This window comes from Arthrobacter sp. U41 (assembly GCF_001750145.1).
In the GTDB taxonomy this organism is placed as follows: Bacteria; Actinomycetota; Actinomycetes; order Actinomycetales; family Micrococcaceae; genus Arthrobacter.
On record NZ_CP015733.1, the window covers coordinates 129,668 to 146,983 of the forward strand.

Sequence of the window (17,316 nt, forward strand, 5' to 3'; positions counted from 1 at the left end):
CTTTTGGGCTGCACTGATTCATCATTCATGCTGTCGGGGTGTTCCTTCGTTCGTCCGGAAACCATCCGGGGGGAGCTTTTTTCGGTTCCAAGCTGTCCGGGTCGCGATGCTCTTTCATATCGCAGTTGTAGAACGGCCCTTGTGGGTTCAGCAGGACGCCCATGTGGTGGTCTGCGTGATCGCGCCACCAGACACTCATGCCGGTGGCCGGGTCGAGGCGCAGGTGCTCCCAGGAACGCCAGAGGGCCGCGACGCGGGAGACGGCTTCGGGGTGGAAGTACCACTCGATGCACCACTTCGCGGTTTTTCCGGTGACGCTGCGGACGTATGTCGGCAGCAGCTGCTCGTGAAGGAACTCTTCGGCCGTGCCGTAGACGAGCTCCGGAGCCTTCTCCGGGTTGCCGTCGTCGTCTGCGCCGGGGTTGGGGGCGGGGGTGTCCGTGTCGAATAGTCCGAAATCATCTGCCATGGCTGGTTGCTTCCTTACCCGGTGACCCAGGGATTAGCGACCGGTGCAGCGGCCACCGGGACGGCCTCCGGTTCCTCCGGGCGGGGGCTGTACTTTTTGATGGAGGATTCCACGGCGTCTTTGTGCCGGCCGGTGTACCAGGGCATGGTCCGGACCAGCGTGGCGGGTGCGCCGGAGGCGAGGACCACGGCGCGGCCACGGTCCAGTTCCGCGAGGTTGGAGACGTCGAAGATGCGTTCCTTGCCCTCCTGCCGGGAACGGCTGGAGCCGGACTTGCCGGAGGAGACGGAGACGTTGGTGTAGCTGTAGTCCCCGATCAGGTCCGAGAGCGCCCGAAGGAAACCTTCTTCAGCGACGCCGCCACCGTAGACCTTGACGTTCGCGGCCGACCAGATCTTCCGCATGTTCGCCTCGCCCCACAGCTCGACACCTTGGGACCAGGACTGCAGGATGCCCATGACGATCAGGCCCTTGGACCCGTAGTGGCTGAACTGATCCGGCAGGGCTGCCCAGCGGACGACGTTGGCCAACTCATCGAGGGCGAACAGCGCAGGCTTGGGCAGACGGCCGCCGCTGCGCTCGGCCCGTTCCTCCATCGCCTCAGCGATCGCCACCGTCAACGCTGTGGTGAGCGGGGAAGCTGAGCCGGCCCCTTCCTTGGAGAGGATGTAGATCGTCTCCTGGGAGGCAGCGAAAGCGTGCGGGTTGAACTGCCGGCGGGCATCCGTGGCTACCGTCGCGCGGCTTGTGGGGGCGACCCAGCGCAGCGTGTTCCGGCTCTTGAGGCACTGGATCATCTTCTCGGCGGTGCCGAAGATACCGTCACGCTGCTTGTCGGCCAGCTCCAGCGTGGACTCCAGGCCCTTGTACTGCAGCTCGTAGTCATGCTCTTTCAGGATGTTGATCGGCTCCCGGTTCACCTGCTCCGTCACCCACAGGTAGACCTGCGTGATGGGAAGTTCACCGAGCGCGGCCGCGAGGAAGTATGAGGAGAGAATGTCCTCGGCTTTGGGGTCGAAGTAGGCATCCGGCTTGGACCCCGGGACCCGGGACCCAACTGAAAAGTGCTGCGTGAGCTTGTACGCCTTCTCTTCGTCCGTGACATAGGAGAGCGGGTTCCACCACCACTGCGCTTCCTCCTGGGCGATCTTCTGCGGATCGAACACCCACACCGGGCCCGTTGCCTCGCGGACGCCCCGGGTGCCGTCCACCACGTCACGCTTGTTCGAGGTCGACACCACAGCACCCGGCGCGTCCAGGATCGCCGGCATCACCCGGGAAGTGGACTTACCGGTCCGGGGACCCCAGATATCGAGGCTGAGGTCTTCCCAGGACTGAATGAACGTCTGGCCGGTGGAGACGACCTTGCCCACCACGATGCCCGGCGTTCCTGTCACTCCCAGCCGATCCGCCGTCGCTTTCGCGCCCTTCTCGGAGAACGCAGCCAAGGACTTCCCTCGACCCAGGTACCGGGCGGCCTTGTCGACGCGGGCACGCTTGGACGCACCCTTCCTCCAGGCCACGAGCACGACGATGGCCAGAACCAGGACAACGCCGGCCATGAGGGCGGCCGCGACGGTGGACTGGACAGGCCACGGCACGCGGCCCTTGACCAGCCCGGCGACCAGGTCGATGGGATGTTTGGGGGGTGAGTCGATGCCGGCCATCCAGGATCCCAGGTGGGCGGCGGCGTAGGTCCCGCCGCCGAAGACGACGATGAAGCCGATGGCCATCCAGACCAGCAGGGCATCCCCGAGGCCCATTCCTTTGCGGTTCGGTGCGCTCACAGCGTGCCTCCCTCAAGGGGTACGTCAGGGGTCATTGGCTCGAGGAGGGTTTCCGGGATCTCTCTCCATTTCCCCTCGGTGTCGTTGACCCCGTCCGGGCCTTGCTCCAAAGATGTCAGTCCCACCAGGACGGGGATGCCGGGACGGCCGCCGACCTTGATCAGGAACTTCCCCCGGCCCGGAGGTTCGACGTCGAGCCCGCGTGAGTCCCAGGCGGGCGGGTCCTGCCAGGAGATGAGCTTCTGCTGTTCCTGCCGGGACAGTGGAATGGCTGAGGTCAGGAGCGGCATTTCCGAGGCCGGGAGGCCGCCGCAGATCACCATGCCGGAGCGTTCCACGAAGCCGCGGGCTTTCATCCGGTCCTCTTCCGCCGGCAGTGCCAGCAGGTCGGACATGGTGTGGGAAATCATGATCTGTCCTACGCCGACGGAGCGGTTCAAACGGGTCAGGGCGTCTACCCGGTCCACCATGCCTTTGCCGGCGCGCAGTGCCCGCCAGAGTTCGTCCAGGACCACGAAGTAGTTCCGGCGCGGTTCCAGCCCGGCGTCGGCGAGGGCGTGGGCGACGTTGACGGTGCCGAATCCGTAGGACCAGCACGCGAGGAGAATTGCAGCTTGGAGGTCGGTTTCGGTCTCGTCAATGCTGGAGACATCGAAGACCACGGCGCGGTCGCGCATCATGGGGTTGGTGGTGTGCCGGGAGAAGATTTCTCCGAGCTTCCCGCCTCCGGTCAAGCCCAGCAGGGTTGCTTCCAGTGCCCGGGTTTCCTGCAGGTAGACGTTCATGTCGCCGCGGTCCAGGGCGACCTGCCGCAGTTCATCGGGTGCGGAAATGATCACGTCCAATAGGTCTTTCAGGACAGGAACACCGTCGAACCGGTCATCGAGGACCCGTAAGGCACGGTCCAGGATGGTTTGTTCCTGATCGGCGGGCGGGTTGTTCCGGCTGATGGTAATCAGGGAGACCACCATGGTCAGCCGCCGGCCGTGAGCGTCGGCGCGGACCCGGGCGGCGTCCTCATGGTGGCCGCTGTCCTCGAGCAACTGCGCCGCTTCGACGGCCTGGCCGGGATCGAGGATGTTCAGGTAGCCGACGCCGCGGCCGAGCTTGATGACCTGGCCGCCGAGTGCCTGGACCGCTTTGACGTGCTCGCCTTTGAGGTCCCCCAGGATCAGTGGGTGGACGCCCTGTGCGGAGAGCCCGATGAACATCCGGCGTACCACGGTGGACTTTCCCAGCCCCGGCTTGCCCAGGATGAACGCGGACGGGTTGGAAATCAGGCGTGCCCGTTGGAACCAGCTGATCGGGTCGCAGCAGACCGTGGCCTGAGTCTCCTCATGGCGTCCGAGCGGGACGCCGATCATGGGCGAGGATGCCCCGGAGGAAAACGGCCACAGCCCGCAGACCTGGACCGTGGTTCCCCGGTATTCCTTCACGGACGGGACGAGCTGGGCCATGCCGCCGCCGCGTCCGGTCCAGCCCCGGGCAGATGGCCCGGGCTGGCGTGGTTCCTTCCGAACCGTGTCCTCGGGAGTAGCTTTTGCTGGTTTTACTGTCTTTGCAGTCATTGACGTCAAAAGTCTCGAAGGGCCATTACAGGGCGTCCTTGATTTCGGAGGGCAGGAGGCTGTGCTTGGGAAGGACCAGACCAAGCGGCAGGGACGCGGCGAACGCGGTGTCCTGGGTGCCGTAGGCCCGGCGCAGCAGCACCCGGGCGGTGCCGGAGGTCTGTTCCACGGCGGCCACGGCATCGGCGAGACGGTCCTTATCGGTCACGGTGGCCGTGACGACCATGCCGAAGTTCACCAACCCGGCGCCCTGAGCTTCTTCCTGCGCCGTCTGCACAGCGGAGCGGGCATCAACCAGGGCCGGGCGGAGGGCCGGTTCCCGGAGGTGATGCGGACGTTGGCGTTGTTCTGATCCCGCTCCACCACGGCCGCGGCACGGGCCGAATCCATCGGGCGGTACAGCAGCGAGATCCGCTTACGGTCAATGTCCCCGTGCGGGGCCAGCAGCCGGGACAGGACCGAGGAGTTCACCGAACCGCGCGGGGCCCCTGTCATGGTCCATGAAACTGAGAACGCGCTGTCGTGCCGGTAGTCATCCCAGGACGCCTGCGTCGCGGAGGGTCCAACTTCGCCCCAGGTCAGGGACACCGGGGAGCCGGCGGCATGCGCTTGATCAATGATCAGGGCAGCGGGCGGATCGTAGGCGATCCGGACGACCTCGCAGAGTTCCTGCGCGGACATCGGCCGGGCGATCCCGGCGCCGGTGGACTGCAACCGTGCCGACAGCCCGGGGATCCGGGACGCGAGGTCCCGGGCCACATCTGCGGGTGTGCGCTTCTTCGATCCGGCCCGCAGGGAGGCGTTGAAGGACAGGGACACCCAGGCCCGGACCGTGGCCGAACCTTCCGGATACGTGTCGATGACCTCGTTGAGCACGTTCCTGGCAAAATCCGGGGCGTTCGGGTCGATGTTCATGGTGACCTCATTGCGGAGCCGGTAGCCGGAATCCGGTGCGGTCTCGACCGTTACGGCGGCGGCGTCCAGGCCCGCTTCGTCCCCGAGGCCGGCGAGCCAGCCGCCCCAGTTCGCGACCCACGCATCGACCTGCTCCGGGTCCACCAGGGACGCACCGTCGGGTTCGGTGGAGAAAATCACGGTGTAGTGGCTGGTGGAAGGCACATGCAGCAGCGCGAACGGGCGCTTGTAGGAGTCGGTGAACTCGTACAGGGTGGACTTCGCGGCAAGGCCGGGCAGCTGGTACATGCCCCACTGCGTCACACCCAGGGGGCCGGAACGGTAGAGATTCGTTCCGGAGGACTTGGAGAGACGGAAGCTCATCCGTGTCCCGAAACGGTCAACAACGGACTGGCCGTGCTTGTCCTTGACCGTCAGCAACAAGGCGCTGGCCCCGGCCACGGCCAGGACAGCAAGGCCCGGGAACAGGCCTGCGATGGCGAAGCTGATGATGCCGGCCAGCAGCCCGGCCATGACAATGCCGGTGCCGATAGCTCCGAGGTTACCCAGACCGGCAGAGCGCGGGACGCGCCAGTTGCCGTAGGACGGTTCCTTGTATTCGGTATTAATTGCTGCCACTGGGGCCCTCCACTGTTTCTGATTGGCCGGTTGAATCCTGCGCGGTCTGTTGTGCGGCCTGAGAAACCCTGGACGCTGCTTGTGCACCTACGGCGACAGCCATGCCAGCCGGGCCGGCGGCCTTCGCCGCACCCGCCGCACCCGCCGCGGCACCGCCACCAGCAGCAGCTCCTGCCGCGGCACCGCCACCAGCAGCAGCTCCTGCCCCGGCGCCGGTAGTGCCTGCTGCGCCGGCCATGAAGCTGGTGGCCCCGCCCGGACCGGTAGCCCCGGGCGTCGGCTGGCCGCCATTTCCCTTCGGGCCAGGCGTTCCATTGCTGCCCTTCGGAGATGCGCCTGACTGGTTGCTTTGCGTACTGGCCGGTGTCGGGGCGGCATTGCCCTTACCGCTCCCGCTGCGGCCCATGGATACGGCGCCGGTTGCCATGGCCCCAACGGCGGCTCCGGCTCCCGCTCCCCCACCGGAAGCGACGGCCCCGACCATCGGCGTCACAAAACGCATCAACGCCGGCAAAGCGAACAGCGCGACGATCATCAACGTGAAGCCCGTGATGGAAGTGATCAATGAATCCTTCCCACTGTTGTTACCCATGAGGAGGAATGCGACCGAGTAAACGATGGCTGCCGCAGGTTTGTAGAGGATGAACGCGATAGTCCAGCCAACTGCTTTCTGGAACCACTGCCTCCCCATCTCAGTGTTGGTGAAGGCCGCGGTGGTGGGCAGGATGCCCGCCATGATCACCAACATGCCGCTGCGGACCACCATCAAAACGACCTGGACGAGGAGGCAATCAGACCGATCAATCCCAGAACAATGAGGATGAACACACCGACCCCTGCCTGGCCGGACACGACCAGGAGGCTCATCGACTCGGCAAAGCCCTTACCGTCCGTGGATCGGTCGATGATGGCTGCCGAGAAAGCATCCGCGGCGATCACCAGAATGGAGATGACCCCCAGACCAAGCCCGAGACTAAAGCCAGCGTGATGAGGGACCGGAGCAGATCCTTCAGTGGTGCCCCGCGCTGTTCCCAGATCATTCGGATGCCACCGAGAATGACCGCGAGAACAGCCAGCGTCAGAGTCCAGACATCAATTCGCTGTTCACCATGGAGACGATGGGACTCGGCGTTACACCCGTCGGAGCTGGCCAGGTTCACCGTGGGCATGGACACCCAAAAGTCGACAGAGTCGTCACCATCTGGCTCATGCCCTCCATGATGGCCTTGGCAAGATTATGATGGCGTCGTCTGCAATTCCCGCCGCGATATTGCTGCACCTGCTGCGGCCAGCAGGCCCATCCCAGACTTCACATGCCTTATCTGCCATGTCAGACGCCGGCCCAGGGATGAATGAACTCAGGTCACTGATCTGGCGCACTGCGCCTCCGCCAGCGGCCGGCATATCCAGTTTCCAGTCGCCGTCCTCCCAAAGCAGCGACGTTGAAAAGCACCGTATCCTCCGTCGGCGCTCTGATGGCCAGCTCCACGACGGCCGTTCCAGGCGTGTACGAATGAATGATGAAGCCGGCGATCTGAACCTTCGGTGAGGTTGCACCGCCGACGTCTTTCCCTTCCTTTATGGCCTGTACCGCCTTGTCCCGCGTAGGGCTATCAGCTGCAAGCTCCAGGTAAACCTGTTTTGCATAGCCGTTAACGACGCTGCCAGATATTTGCCGTTGCGTACAGGGCGCCGGTGGGGGATTGAGCAAAGCACGACCTCAACCGTCCTTTCCACAGTGCCAGGGCCGGCCGTTGATGGATCGCTGGGAACGGCCATGTTCCGACCAAGTCCCATTGGATTTCGGTGCTGCTCCAAGTGCAATTTCTTGGCTCCCAGGCAGTCCGCAGACGCTTTTGCCTGCACCTGTCGTGGCGCTGGGCTGGCCGTAGCCGGGTTGTCGGATGCTGCTGTCCCGGCGCTGGCTGGGCGGTGCCCTGTCCTTTGGGGAGCAGGAAAATGACGACGGCTGCTGCAATCAGCGCGACCACCAGCGCGGCAGCAATGATGAAACCGGGTTTGGTGAACGGATTGCTTCGGTGGTGCTCTCTGTTGACTGGCTCATGGTGAACCTCCCGTTGTTGGTGCTGGTTAGACGAAGGCGCGGACGATGCCGGCGGCGCCGGTGATGATGATGCAGCCCATCAGGACCCAGCCGAGCTTGCCGATGGCCTGGGCTCCCTCGCCGCGCTGGAGCTGGATGACCATGCCGATGCCGACGATGATGACGCCCAGGACACCGAGGACCAGGCCGATGCCGGAGGCCCAGTTCAGGATCGTGAGAAGGCCACCTGCCTGCCGGGACAACCGGGGTGGGGTTGGGATGACGCTGCTGCAATGCGGAGAAGGAGTTCATGGAGAGACCTTTCAGTTCGTGGTGCTGGGTGAGGTGGTGGCAGCCAGGACGGCTAAGTCAGTGACGAATCGTTGGAATCACGGCCGGGCGGGTTGTGGAGTTCCCGTGTCGCCAGGCTTCGACCCAGGGCAGGGTCCAGAAGCGGGGGGCTCCCCCGCCGACGATGACAGCGAAATCACGAAGTGCCTTGGGAGTCTTCCCGGTGCGTCCGCCAGAATGGCGAGGCCGAGCAGATCAACCGCGGGCGCCGCGCCTGATGCCCACTGCGTCAGGGCGTTTTGTGCAGCTGTCAGACCGCGCATGTCTGCGCGGCAGACCAGTAGCACCCGGGGCTTGCTGCCGTCCTGGAGAACGGGCCAGCACTGACCGGTGACCCGTGCCCCGACGATCAGATCAGCGATGCGGCTTTCACCGGACCCTCCATGAGCACCGGTGATCCACAGCGCTGCAGATCCGGAGACGGTCCGGCTGGCCAACGGTCTGCCGCGTCGGGTTCGACCATTCCGCGCAGGGGCGTACTGATCACGGCCGCCGACGGCACGTGCGCCTCCGGCGTTGCCGTCTCCGCGCCGTCGGCGGTGGCCGGGCGGGTGATCCAGGGTTCAGGGACTGCTGCATCGTTCCTCCTCTCGAAGTCCGTTGGTGGGTGGTTAGAAGCCGGCGGCAACGGCGGCCGCGGCTGCCAGCCATGCCCGCTGGGTGGCGGGCTGGAGGGCTTCATAGCGGATGGGTCCGTTGACCAGGGCAGGGTCGTAAGGAATCCGGACGACCGCCCGGACGAACGGGCGAAGCCGTCAGCGATCCGCTGGGCCTCGTCCTTGGCCCGCTTCAGGGCATCCCCGCTCATGCTGCGCTTGGCGTCGGTGGACTCAGAGACGATGACGACGGCGTGCGGGCCAGCTCCGCGTCGTGGCCACCACGGGATTCCAGGGTCTGCAGCGTCAGTCGGGCGGCTTCGGCGCGGTCCTCGATGGCGGTCACGGGGACGACGAGCTGGTTGGTGTGGTCGATCATCCGCCGCCAGTTTGCTGCCCGGGCGGTGTTGCCGGATCCATGACCACGAGCCGGTAGTAGCGGGTGAGCACCTGGTGGGCGATGTCGACTTCCTCGGCGGTGACTTCGTGGTCGCCTTCCTCGTTTTCATCCGAGCGCAGGACATCGAACTTATCGGCGGTCTGGTGGTGGACGAACTTGGCGATTTCAGCAGCGTTCGTTGACGGGGAGAGCAGTTCGGTGGAGGCGTCGATCAGGTCCAGGACACTCCGGTTGTGGGAGCCCTTTTCGGTCCGCCACCCGAGGGTGCCCTGGGATTCGTTGTTGTCCCACGCGACCGTGGCCGCGCCGCTGTAGCGGGCGAGGATCGCCGAGAGCATCACCACGGTGGGGGTCTTGTTCGCCCCGCCCTTGCGGTTGACCACCGCAATCGTGCGGGGGCCGGGCCAGTGCTGGCTGACCGTGCGGATGTCCTCCCGTTCGGTGAGTTCTTCCTCGGAGGGGTCCATCCGGAGTCCCAGGCGCGTGAGTGTTCCGCGCCAGCCCCGGGTGGCAGGTTCCAGCACCGGGGCGCTGACCAGGAACGAGGTTTCCTTCAGGCTGCGCCGCGTCGGCGCCGCTTCCTTAGTAGCGGCGGCGGCCGTCTGCGGTTCCGGGGTGGCCGGCACCGGAACGGTATCGGCTGCGACGGAGGCGGGTGGCCAGGGCTGGACGTCCACCGGTGCTGCAGGGGCAGGAACTGGCGCGGACTCCGTTGGAGTGGCCACGGGCTCCGGCGCGGGGCGGTCTCAATGATCGCCGGGGCGACTGTCTGGGGTGTTGTTTCGGGGGCTTCTGCCCGGCGGCGGGTCTGCCGGGGGTCGTAGGAGACGGATTCGATCTTGTTATCCGGGTGGACGATGAGTTCACCGTGTCCTTCGGGGTCCTCGATCTGGACCCGCACGGGGCGCTGGAGGGTCTGTGCCTCGCCCACGATGAGGGCCAGGGCGTTGTTGCGCAGTTCCTGCACGGAGTCTCCGGCCGGACGACGCGGGAGTTGCCCGCGACGACGACCTCGGCGGTGCCATTGTCGCGGACGATGGCCCGGATGTTGGGAAAGGCCATGACCTCGGTTGGTGTAGTACCCATGAGCTTCTTCCTTACGTGTGTGAGATGGAGGGTGCGGCGTTTAGGACGAGGGCGGGGTGAGCCGGTTGACCTTCCACGGGGCGTCCTTGCCTGTGCGGAGCAACTGCACTGTGTAGGTCCCGGCGTTGGTGGGGACCGCTGCCATGACGCCGAAGCCGTTGGCTTCATCGACGGCGAGGGTGGCGGGGCCGGTGACGCGGCTTGCCGGGATGTTGGCCGGGTCCACTGCCGAGTAGTCGGCGGTGGCCTGCGGGGTCAGCCACCGGGCCAGGTCGTTGGCCCACTGCTTTTCCTCCACCGTGGGGCGGGCGAAGTCCGACATGGCCTTCTCTGCGACGTCGACGGCTTTGTCTTTGCTGGCCTGATCCCAGGTGATGCCGATCGTGGCCGGGATGGTGCCCCCGGTGCCTGCGGTCCGCTGTTGGCGCTCAGTGAGACCAGCGCGGACGACGTGGGCTTGCTCGTTGATGCCGCCGGCGTCGGCGTCGTGTTCGCCACCGGCGTGCAGGAAACGCAGAGCAGCGCCACACCGACCAGGGTCAAGGACTTTTTCACTTCTTCTCCTCTTGGGTGGGCAGGTACAGGAAAGCTGAGGGGACGGTGTTGGCCACGGTCCGGGTGTAGTAGCTGTGGTCCGCCGGGGCCGGGTTGCCGTTGTAGCCCTCTTCGACGTAGGTCCCGTTGTCCTTGACTTCCTTGACCACGGCGACGTGGCCGAAGTTCGCGTCCGCTCCCCCGGCGCCGGGCGCGTACCAGACGACCGAGCCGACCCGTGGTGTGTTGCCGGCGGCCCAGCCCTTGGCGTCCCAGCCGGCCTTCCAGGTCAGGGCCGAGCCGAGGCCCTGCCCGTCGGGACGGAAGGTGCCGTTGAGGAACTTGAACGGTGCGCCGGTTGACCCCATCTGTTGGTTCACCCGCCACAGGGCGAAGTCCACGCACTCGCGGTAGTACATGCCCAGCGGCGAGGTGCTGGCCGATTTGCCCCGACCTGCAGCCAGGTCGGGGAGTTCTTCCACGGGTAGTCATCCCCCGCGCCGGATTGTCCGGGGATGGCGCAGTCGCTGCCTTGCAGGGAGAACTCCGAGTTCGAGAGCGCCTGAACGAGTTTCACGGCCTTGGGCCAGTACCTCTGGTAGTGGTAGGGATCGGCGTTGCGCTGGACCTTGTTACCGGCAATCGACGGGTCCAACAGCTCCCAGCCGGGCACGCCCTGCAGGGCCTTGATGAAGTTTGTTGCGCTGGTGGTGGGGTCCATGCGGTCTGCATAGGTGCCCCACGCGCCGTTGTCGCGCTGCTGGAACAACCCCCGGGAGTCGGGGCCGGCAGCGTCGCCGGTGTCCAGCACGCGCAACCCCGACTCCCCCAGTGCCACCATCACGCTGATCATCTGGCCGTTTACGGACAAGTTCAGCGCCCTTCCGGCGCCCATGATCGCGGCAGCGTTCTTCAGTTGCTCTTGGGTATAGCCCTCAACCCTGGTGTTGCCGTCGACGACCATGGAAACGGCCGGACCGCAATCAGCCGCGGCCGGTTTCGCGGGGGCAAGCAGCAGGAGCAGGGAGAAGACCAGGCCGAGCAGCATCACGGGTGCCGCGACGGCAACTCCAGTGCTGAGCATCTTGGACCGCTTCACGGCTTCCCCCTGTACTTCTGTGCTGTGGCGACCACCGGTCGTCTCCCGGAGGTAGACCCCGGCTAAACTCGATCCCAGAAGCTACGGGAATTTAATACAAAACTTGATCAAAAACGATTTGTTTAGTAATTGGTTCAAATCCTAACAGCTATTGATCACCCGTGCTTGCCTGTGTCCTTTCTCTAAGGAGTGTCCGTGCCTGTCTCAACCGCCGAATTTAGGGAGTGGCTGGATGGACGATCCCTCAGCCCTTCCCCGACCGCGTTGAGCACGTTGACGGGGATAAATCGAGGCACCCTGAACAATCAGCTCAGGCGCGGAAATGTCGCCGAGTCCACGGTGATTGCCATTGCACGGGCTACCGGGACGAACGTCATCGATGCCCTCAGCGTTTTTGAGCCGTACCGGATTATTAAGTCCCGGCCCATAGAACCCTCTCCGGCAGAAGTCTTGAGCCAGGTCCATCACGCAGATCTCATGGCGGAGCTACAGTTCCGTACCTCCAAAAAGCACTATCCCCGCGGGCTTCGTAAGGAAATCGACCTCATTGCCTTTCCTCATGACGGCTCTGTCCGCGCCTGGATCGATGCCATCGACCCGGGGGACATCCGCCAGCGAATGTCCCAGGAAACGGGCATGGCGCTTACCTATATCGCCACACAGCTCACTGAAAATAAGTTGAATCCCCATTTGGCGATTGCAGCATCAAGGGCCGGCGAAGGCTCGTTCGCGACCGGCCTCGTGGTGACTGAACTGATCACGCCGGCTGAGGGAGGGTGGCAGATCCGGGCCCGTGAGGATGAGCTGCTTGAAGTTTCCGATAATCTCTTAGTGGATGCCATTTCCGCCCGCATTCACCTGTTGCAGAGACGCGTGAAGCAGAGGAAAGAAGCCCGAGAATACGCGGAGAAAATGACGGAACTCTTGGGATGAACCCGCTGTCCGTCGTACCGGTAGGCCTGATGCTCATTCTCCTGGGCAGCCTAACCTTCAAGCGCATCAATACACCGGTCCTAGGGCACCAGCATGCATTGCAGGGAAAAGCCAGCAGCATCGCGCTGTCAGGAATCTTCCTGACCTTGGCCTATTTCCTGCTCCTCCCCCCGGTCTACTTAGCCGTAGATTCCTTCATGCCGCTGACCAATGCCACTGACTTGATATCCAAATACTTCGTCCTCGTTGCTGTCGCGTTCCTTGGCGGCCACCTCAGCCGCGCATACGACTCGCTATCGGCACGTCGGTGGACCGTGGGTGAGCCAGGCGCAGTCATGCTCGGAATCGTCGCCGCCGGCCTCCTGTGGACTCTCCTGGCTGCTGAAACCCCGAACCCGTCGCCTCAACTGCTGGACTACGCAAGGCAGCCCAGCGTGCGTCTGAATACGTGGCTCGTACTGTCCTACGTGGCCTACATCGTCTTACCGCTCATCAAACCGGCTTACAGGGATGCGCGCAGGAATCCCCTCAAAGTCGGCCGATTCGCCTCGGGGCTGATCGCAACCGGCTTTGCACTGTCACTGATTCGGGCATTCACCTACCCGCTCGAGCTTGGCGCAACCGGAGACGCTATCTACGTGTTCATGATCGTTTCCTACATCTCCACGACCCTCGTGGTTGTAGGCCTTGCGCTCTTCGCCTACGCCCGGAAGCACCGCAAACCACAGACCGAGCTCGGCTCGCTACTCTCGATCGAATAGAAGGACCGCCCATGAACGCCACACCGCAAGAAGCCCAGCTAGCCGTCAAGCGCGTCCTCGCAGAGGTCAACAAAGAACACGAAGCCGCCTACAGGGTCATCTTTGAAGCCGTAAAAATCTGCATCGCAGCAGGGATGAAGCGACAGGAAGCAGCGAACTTTCTCGATGTGCAGGCTCGAAGGATCGACCGCCGCGGACAGTACTTCAGGTCCCTCTTGGCAACCAAGGATCTTTTCCGCAGCGCCTTTCCCACCGAACGCGGTTCGGCCGCAGACGCTGAGACAGTGGACGACTTGGTTAGGCGGGCGTGGAACCGCGCCGAGCCGCGCCTGAAAACGACCCATATCTAGAATTCTGCTGAGATGTGACATATTGGAGCAATGATGTGTGGGACTGCCAAAATCAACGCCAACGGTTCCATGACGATGGTCATGGTGTTGCGGTAAGTATGAGCCGCGACACGACGCCGTTTTCTGAAAACAAATCCCCAGACTTGCATTTACCCGGTGATAGTTTCAGAGCAGCCGTAAACAGAAAATGACATCCACAGGTGCTGCGGCGGCAGGACGAACGATGAAGCACTACCGGCCTTCGGTTCCGGTACGAGATTCAAAGGACTTAGCACATGACGGCAGTAGCAGTTAACAGAGGCGGCGGACGCCCCAGCAAGGGCCTGCGCAAATTCATAGGCTTCAGAACGCAAGAACGCACTGCTGACGGCATTGCAAAGGTGGCGGCGGCGAAGGGCCTGACCGTTTCGGAGTACGTCCTGTCGGCCATTGAACCTAAGCTGCAGTCGGACCTTGCAGCGCTTGACCAGTACGAATATCAGCAGGAGCTCCCCATCCGCATAGCCTCTTAAAAAGAAGAAGGCCCGCACTAGGCGGGCCTTCGAAGCTTTAGATTCACGATCCGGAATGCTTGCCGGCTGACAGATCGTAAATCGGATGAAAGTCCTTCACAGGGCTTCCTTTGTGTAACAAACCGGTCCTGCAAGACCGGGCCTTACTCATTGCCTCAAACAATCCCTCGAAAGGATTAGTCACCATCGTACATGAGTCCGCCCTGCCGTCCAGAGACTCCCTGAGTCGCGGCGTGTCTCCGGGGTCCAGTGAGTCCCCCTCCCAGGCTTGGTCGGCCCTGGCTTCGCTTCTCGCCGGACAGCCGCGCGTCAGGCTTTCACGCGACGGGGGAAAGTCTTATCCCCAGAAACACGAACGCGACCTGACACCCGGTCTACCGTTGGTTCCCGCAGCGGTGAGAATCTTCGGTAAAGACGGCACGTGCGCGGCGATCTTCCTCGACTTCGACTCGTCGGTCGCCGGTATCGATTGGGTGGAGGCAGACGTCCGCGCCGTTCAGTCCTGGCTACACAACTGTGGGGCTCGGTGGATCGAGGACTACTCCCCCAACGGTGGCCGTCATGTATACATCCCGCTCGCGCAGCGAGTCACCTTCTCTGAAGCGCGTGATCTTGTCGAGGCGCTGGGCACCCGGTACCGGACCCTGGACAAGACCCCGCACCAGAACCTCCTCCATGGCTGCATGCGCACACCCGGTTCGCCACACAAGAGGGGTGGCTATCAGGAACTCGCCATGAGCCTGTCGATGGCTTACGACATTGCCCGCCGGCCCAACAGCGCAGCGGTCTGGACCGCCCTGAACGCTGACCTGACAGGGGAGATCGGCGCCGTCCGTGCGCTCCGCCTCGAACAGACCTTTACGCCGGCGGCCTCCGAGGCCCCGAAACTCAAGCACCCTGCCGGCCGGATGTCCCGGGTGATGCAGCTGATGGCACAGACCGGGCTCTACGACTCAAACCGGTACGCCTCCGACTCGGATGCCCGCCAGGCGATCATCACCGGTGCCGCGGCCGCCGGCCTGCAACTGACCGATGTGGAACGCCGGATGATGCAGGGCACCTGGCCTGGGCTGGCGTCCTTCTACGCCCGCTATGCCTCGCGGCACCGGGTCCCGGCCCTGCGCCGGGACTGGCTGAATGCGGTCAGGTACCTAAGCAAAGACCCCGGGTCCAGGGACGGGAAGAACAATGCCCGTATATCCCCCACAAGCCAGCCAGATACACAGCCCCCCGTTATACAAAGGAATTCGATTTCGACGAATCCTGATACTGAGCACCGGTTCATCAGGACGTGGCGAAATGCCCTCAGGCTGAAAGAGCAGGCGTACACGGATTCAAGGACGGGGCTGGCGAGGAGGATGGTCCTGAGGTCCCTGGGTGAAGCTGCACACATGACGGCCTCCCGGTTTGTTGAATTCGGTGTCCGCTCTATTGCGGTTGCTACCGGGCTGGATCACACGACCGTCGGGGGGCATCTGAGAGCATTGCGCGGCGAAAATGGCCGTTTGGTGACGTTGGTGGAACAGGGGCGCGGCACCAAGGGTGACCTCTACATGCTCACCGTTCCAGAGGAACTGAAGACGGCGGCCGAAGATCTCACCTGGAGGAAGGGGAAGATCCATGCCCTGCGGCCTGTGTTCCGGGAACTCGGATTGCCGGCGGCCTTCGTTTACGAAGCACTGGAACACTCCCCCGGCCTGTCGACGGCAGATATCGTGACGCTGACAAGGCTTTCCCGGACAGCTGTCAATGAAGCACTCGAGGTGATGGCCGCCTGGAACATGATCGCCCGTGACACCACACGGGCTTGGTCCGTGGTGGCAACCACATCATTGAAGGACCTCGCCGAACACTTCGGTGTGCTGGAAGCCGTCGCGGCGCAGCTGCAGCGCTACCGGATCGAACGGATCCTCTGGAAGGAATGGCTAGCCAAGAACGTCAACACCGTCTTGGAGCTCCTCTCCCCCGGCGAAGACTACCCATGGGAGGCATTTGAGGGCCCACCGGATGAATGGGCCCTCGCTGACATGGCGTTCACGAGGGCCGGCTGAATTTCGTCGACGGATCACGTTCCGATACGGCTCCTTGTAGTCGGATTTCCCACACTTCCCGAGGGACAAATTCGCCGGCCGGGTGCCGGCCGCAGCCAGACCAGCCCACTCCCCCACCTCTCTGCGTAGCGCCGAACGCGAGTGTTTGCGCAAATGGTTCCATTTGTGCAATACGTATACCCCTAAGCCATTCGCCCGCCGGCGCCCCGAATGGCTACGGCCCGTGTCTACGAGCAGCTTCCGGCCCGTTCCCGTGGGGCTGCGCAATGCCACCAGTATCCGATATTCGCAAATACCACTATTTCTGGTGGCCACCGTCGACCCAGGCCGCTGGCCCCCGGGCGGGTCGGGGCATCCGATTTCAGCAAATGGTTGTACTTCCTCAACTTCGCAAATGGTTCTATTTGCACGTCGGCATCGGTGAGAAGCATCGAATCAGGCGCTGCGGAAAAAACGCCAACCACCGCTATCAGTCCGGGGCCCTGTGGAGCTCGTGCAGGTTCCGCGTCGATCTTGTGGTGGGACGAACAGAATGTCTGATCTCACACCTCTGGGCCGGCTGCAAAGTTGCAGGTCGTGTTCGTATCCACTGAGCCTCCAGCCTGGCGTAGGGGGGCGGACGAGGAAACCCAGGGAACTATGCCACTATTTGCGTAAACGGAACGTTTTGCGATCGATGTGAGAGTGCCGCAAATACCACCATTGGAGGCTAGAGAAACAAATGCTCAAACTGTACTGTTTGCGGGAATGGTGCCGAAGGGACACATTGAGCCCGATGCGCAAATCCCACCTTTCTGCGCTGTTCGTAAGTACCACCACTTGATTCTGAAGGATCATCGCCCAGACAATCCGATCTCCCGCAGATGCGACTGCCCGTGCAGTCGCAGTAGCTTTCAGCAAGCACCATCCTGAGGACGCAAATGGAACCATTTGCGCATAATTGATCTAACAAGGTCACAAGGCAGTCAGCGTCCTAGCACTTCCGTGCTACAAGGTAGGGGCGGCCCAAGTGGAGATACCACCTAGTGGCACTCCCTGGTTCCAGTCCGGCAGGGTAACAAGCCGAATGCGGAACAAATGGTTCCATTTTCGCATTGGCATGAGTCACTCTTTGAGTGGCATATGGGCACATCGTGGGCTCCTAACATTCCACACTGATGGGGAGATAGGTAGTATTTCCGCAAACTAGGCATATGGAACCATTTGCGTGAAAGAGGGCATAAGCAGGAAAAGAACTATTTG

General features: G+C 63.3%; 13 protein-coding genes and 3 pseudogenes. 5 read left to right on the plus strand and 11 right to left on the minus strand.

Features of this window, described 5'->3' with window-relative positions; all coding sequences use genetic code 11:
- Positions 1-25 precede the first annotated feature (25 nt).
- From ASPU41_RS20525 to ASPU41_RS20565, 11 genes and pseudogenes are all read right to left on the minus strand, one after another.
- Positions 26-469, minus strand: coding sequence for a DUF4913 domain-containing protein (locus tag ASPU41_RS20525; protein WP_069952930.1), 444 nt, complete (start codon positions 467-469; stop codon positions 26-28).
- Between the two features lie 14 nt (positions 470-483).
- Positions 484-2,256, minus strand: a complete 1,773-nt coding sequence (locus ASPU41_RS20530; protein ID WP_083266740.1) for a type IV secretory system conjugative DNA transfer family protein — start codon at positions 2,254-2,256, stop codon at positions 484-486.
- The gene (locus tag ASPU41_RS20535) at positions 2,253-3,713 is read right to left on the minus strand and encodes an ATP/GTP-binding protein (RefSeq protein ID WP_069952931.1); all 1,461 of its coding nucleotides are present in this window, start codon (positions 3,711-3,713) and stop codon (positions 2,253-2,255) included. Before ASPU41_RS20535 ends, ASPU41_RS20530 begins: the two co-directional genes overlap by 4 nt.
- A 136-nt stretch (positions 3,714-3,849) precedes the next feature.
- A pseudogene (locus ASPU41_RS20540) lies at positions 3,850-5,357 on the minus strand (SCO6880 family protein).
- Complete coding sequence (locus ASPU41_RS23610) at positions 5,344-6,123, minus strand: hypothetical protein (RefSeq protein WP_231941554.1); 780 nt, start codon at positions 6,121-6,123, stop codon at positions 5,344-5,346. The pseudogene ASPU41_RS20540 and the gene ASPU41_RS23610 overlap by 14 nt, the downstream one beginning before the upstream one ends.
- A gap of 1,325 nt (positions 6,124-7,448) precedes the next feature.
- Entirely contained in the window at positions 7,449-7,664 is a 216-nt protein-coding gene (locus tag ASPU41_RS20550) for a hypothetical protein (protein WP_231941555.1), read from the minus strand.
- Between the two features lie 126 nt (positions 7,665-7,790).
- Entirely contained in the window at positions 7,791-8,189 is a 399-nt protein-coding gene (locus tag ASPU41_RS23900) for a DUF6668 family protein (RefSeq protein ID WP_331712782.1), read from the minus strand.
- 174 nt (positions 8,190-8,363) lie between these two features.
- A pseudogene (locus ASPU41_RS20555) lies at positions 8,364-9,834 on the minus strand (chromosome partitioning protein ParA).
- A gap of 40 nt (positions 9,835-9,874) precedes the next feature.
- A pseudogene (locus ASPU41_RS20560) lies at positions 9,875-10,389 on the minus strand (hypothetical protein).
- Complete coding sequence (locus ASPU41_RS24145) at positions 10,386-10,850, minus strand: CHAP domain-containing protein (protein ID WP_442856263.1); 465 nt, start codon at positions 10,848-10,850, stop codon at positions 10,386-10,388. Before ASPU41_RS24145 ends, ASPU41_RS20560 begins: the two are co-directional and overlap by 4 nt.
- Positions 10,745-11,452, minus strand: coding sequence for a hypothetical protein (locus tag ASPU41_RS20565; protein ID WP_442856264.1), 708 nt, complete (start codon positions 11,450-11,452; stop codon positions 10,745-10,747). Before ASPU41_RS20565 ends, ASPU41_RS24145 begins: the two co-directional genes overlap by 106 nt.
- A gap of 210 nt (positions 11,453-11,662) precedes the next feature.
- Here ASPU41_RS20565 and ASPU41_RS20570 point away from each other — a divergent pair, with 210 nt between their 5' ends.
- From ASPU41_RS20570 to ASPU41_RS20590, 5 genes are all read left to right on the plus strand, one after another.
- Positions 11,663-12,400 carry a hypothetical protein gene (locus ASPU41_RS20570; protein WP_157357163.1) on the plus strand — a complete coding sequence of 246 codons (738 nt, stop codon included), beginning with the start codon at positions 11,663-11,665 and terminating at the stop codon, positions 12,398-12,400.
- Positions 12,397-13,161: a hypothetical protein gene (locus ASPU41_RS20575; protein WP_069952933.1), complete on the plus strand. Its 765-nt coding sequence runs from the start codon at positions 12,397-12,399 to the stop codon at positions 13,159-13,161. The genes ASPU41_RS20570 and ASPU41_RS20575 overlap by 4 nt, the downstream gene beginning before the upstream one ends.
- 11 nt (positions 13,162-13,172) lie before the next feature.
- A complete protein-coding gene (locus ASPU41_RS20580) occupies positions 13,173-13,511 on the plus strand; it encodes a hypothetical protein (protein WP_069952934.1) in 339 nt (112 codons plus the stop codon).
- A gap of 275 nt (positions 13,512-13,786) precedes the next feature.
- Complete coding sequence (locus ASPU41_RS20585; RefSeq protein ID WP_069952935.1) at positions 13,787-14,023, plus strand: hypothetical protein; 237 nt, start codon at positions 13,787-13,789, stop codon at positions 14,021-14,023.
- Positions 14,024-14,244: 221 nt separating this feature from the next.
- Positions 14,245-16,074 carry a MarR family transcriptional regulator gene (locus ASPU41_RS20590; protein ID WP_069952979.1) on the plus strand — a complete coding sequence of 610 codons (1,830 nt, stop codon included), beginning with the start codon at positions 14,245-14,247 and terminating at the stop codon, positions 16,072-16,074.
- Positions 16,075-17,316 lie beyond the last annotated feature (1,242 nt).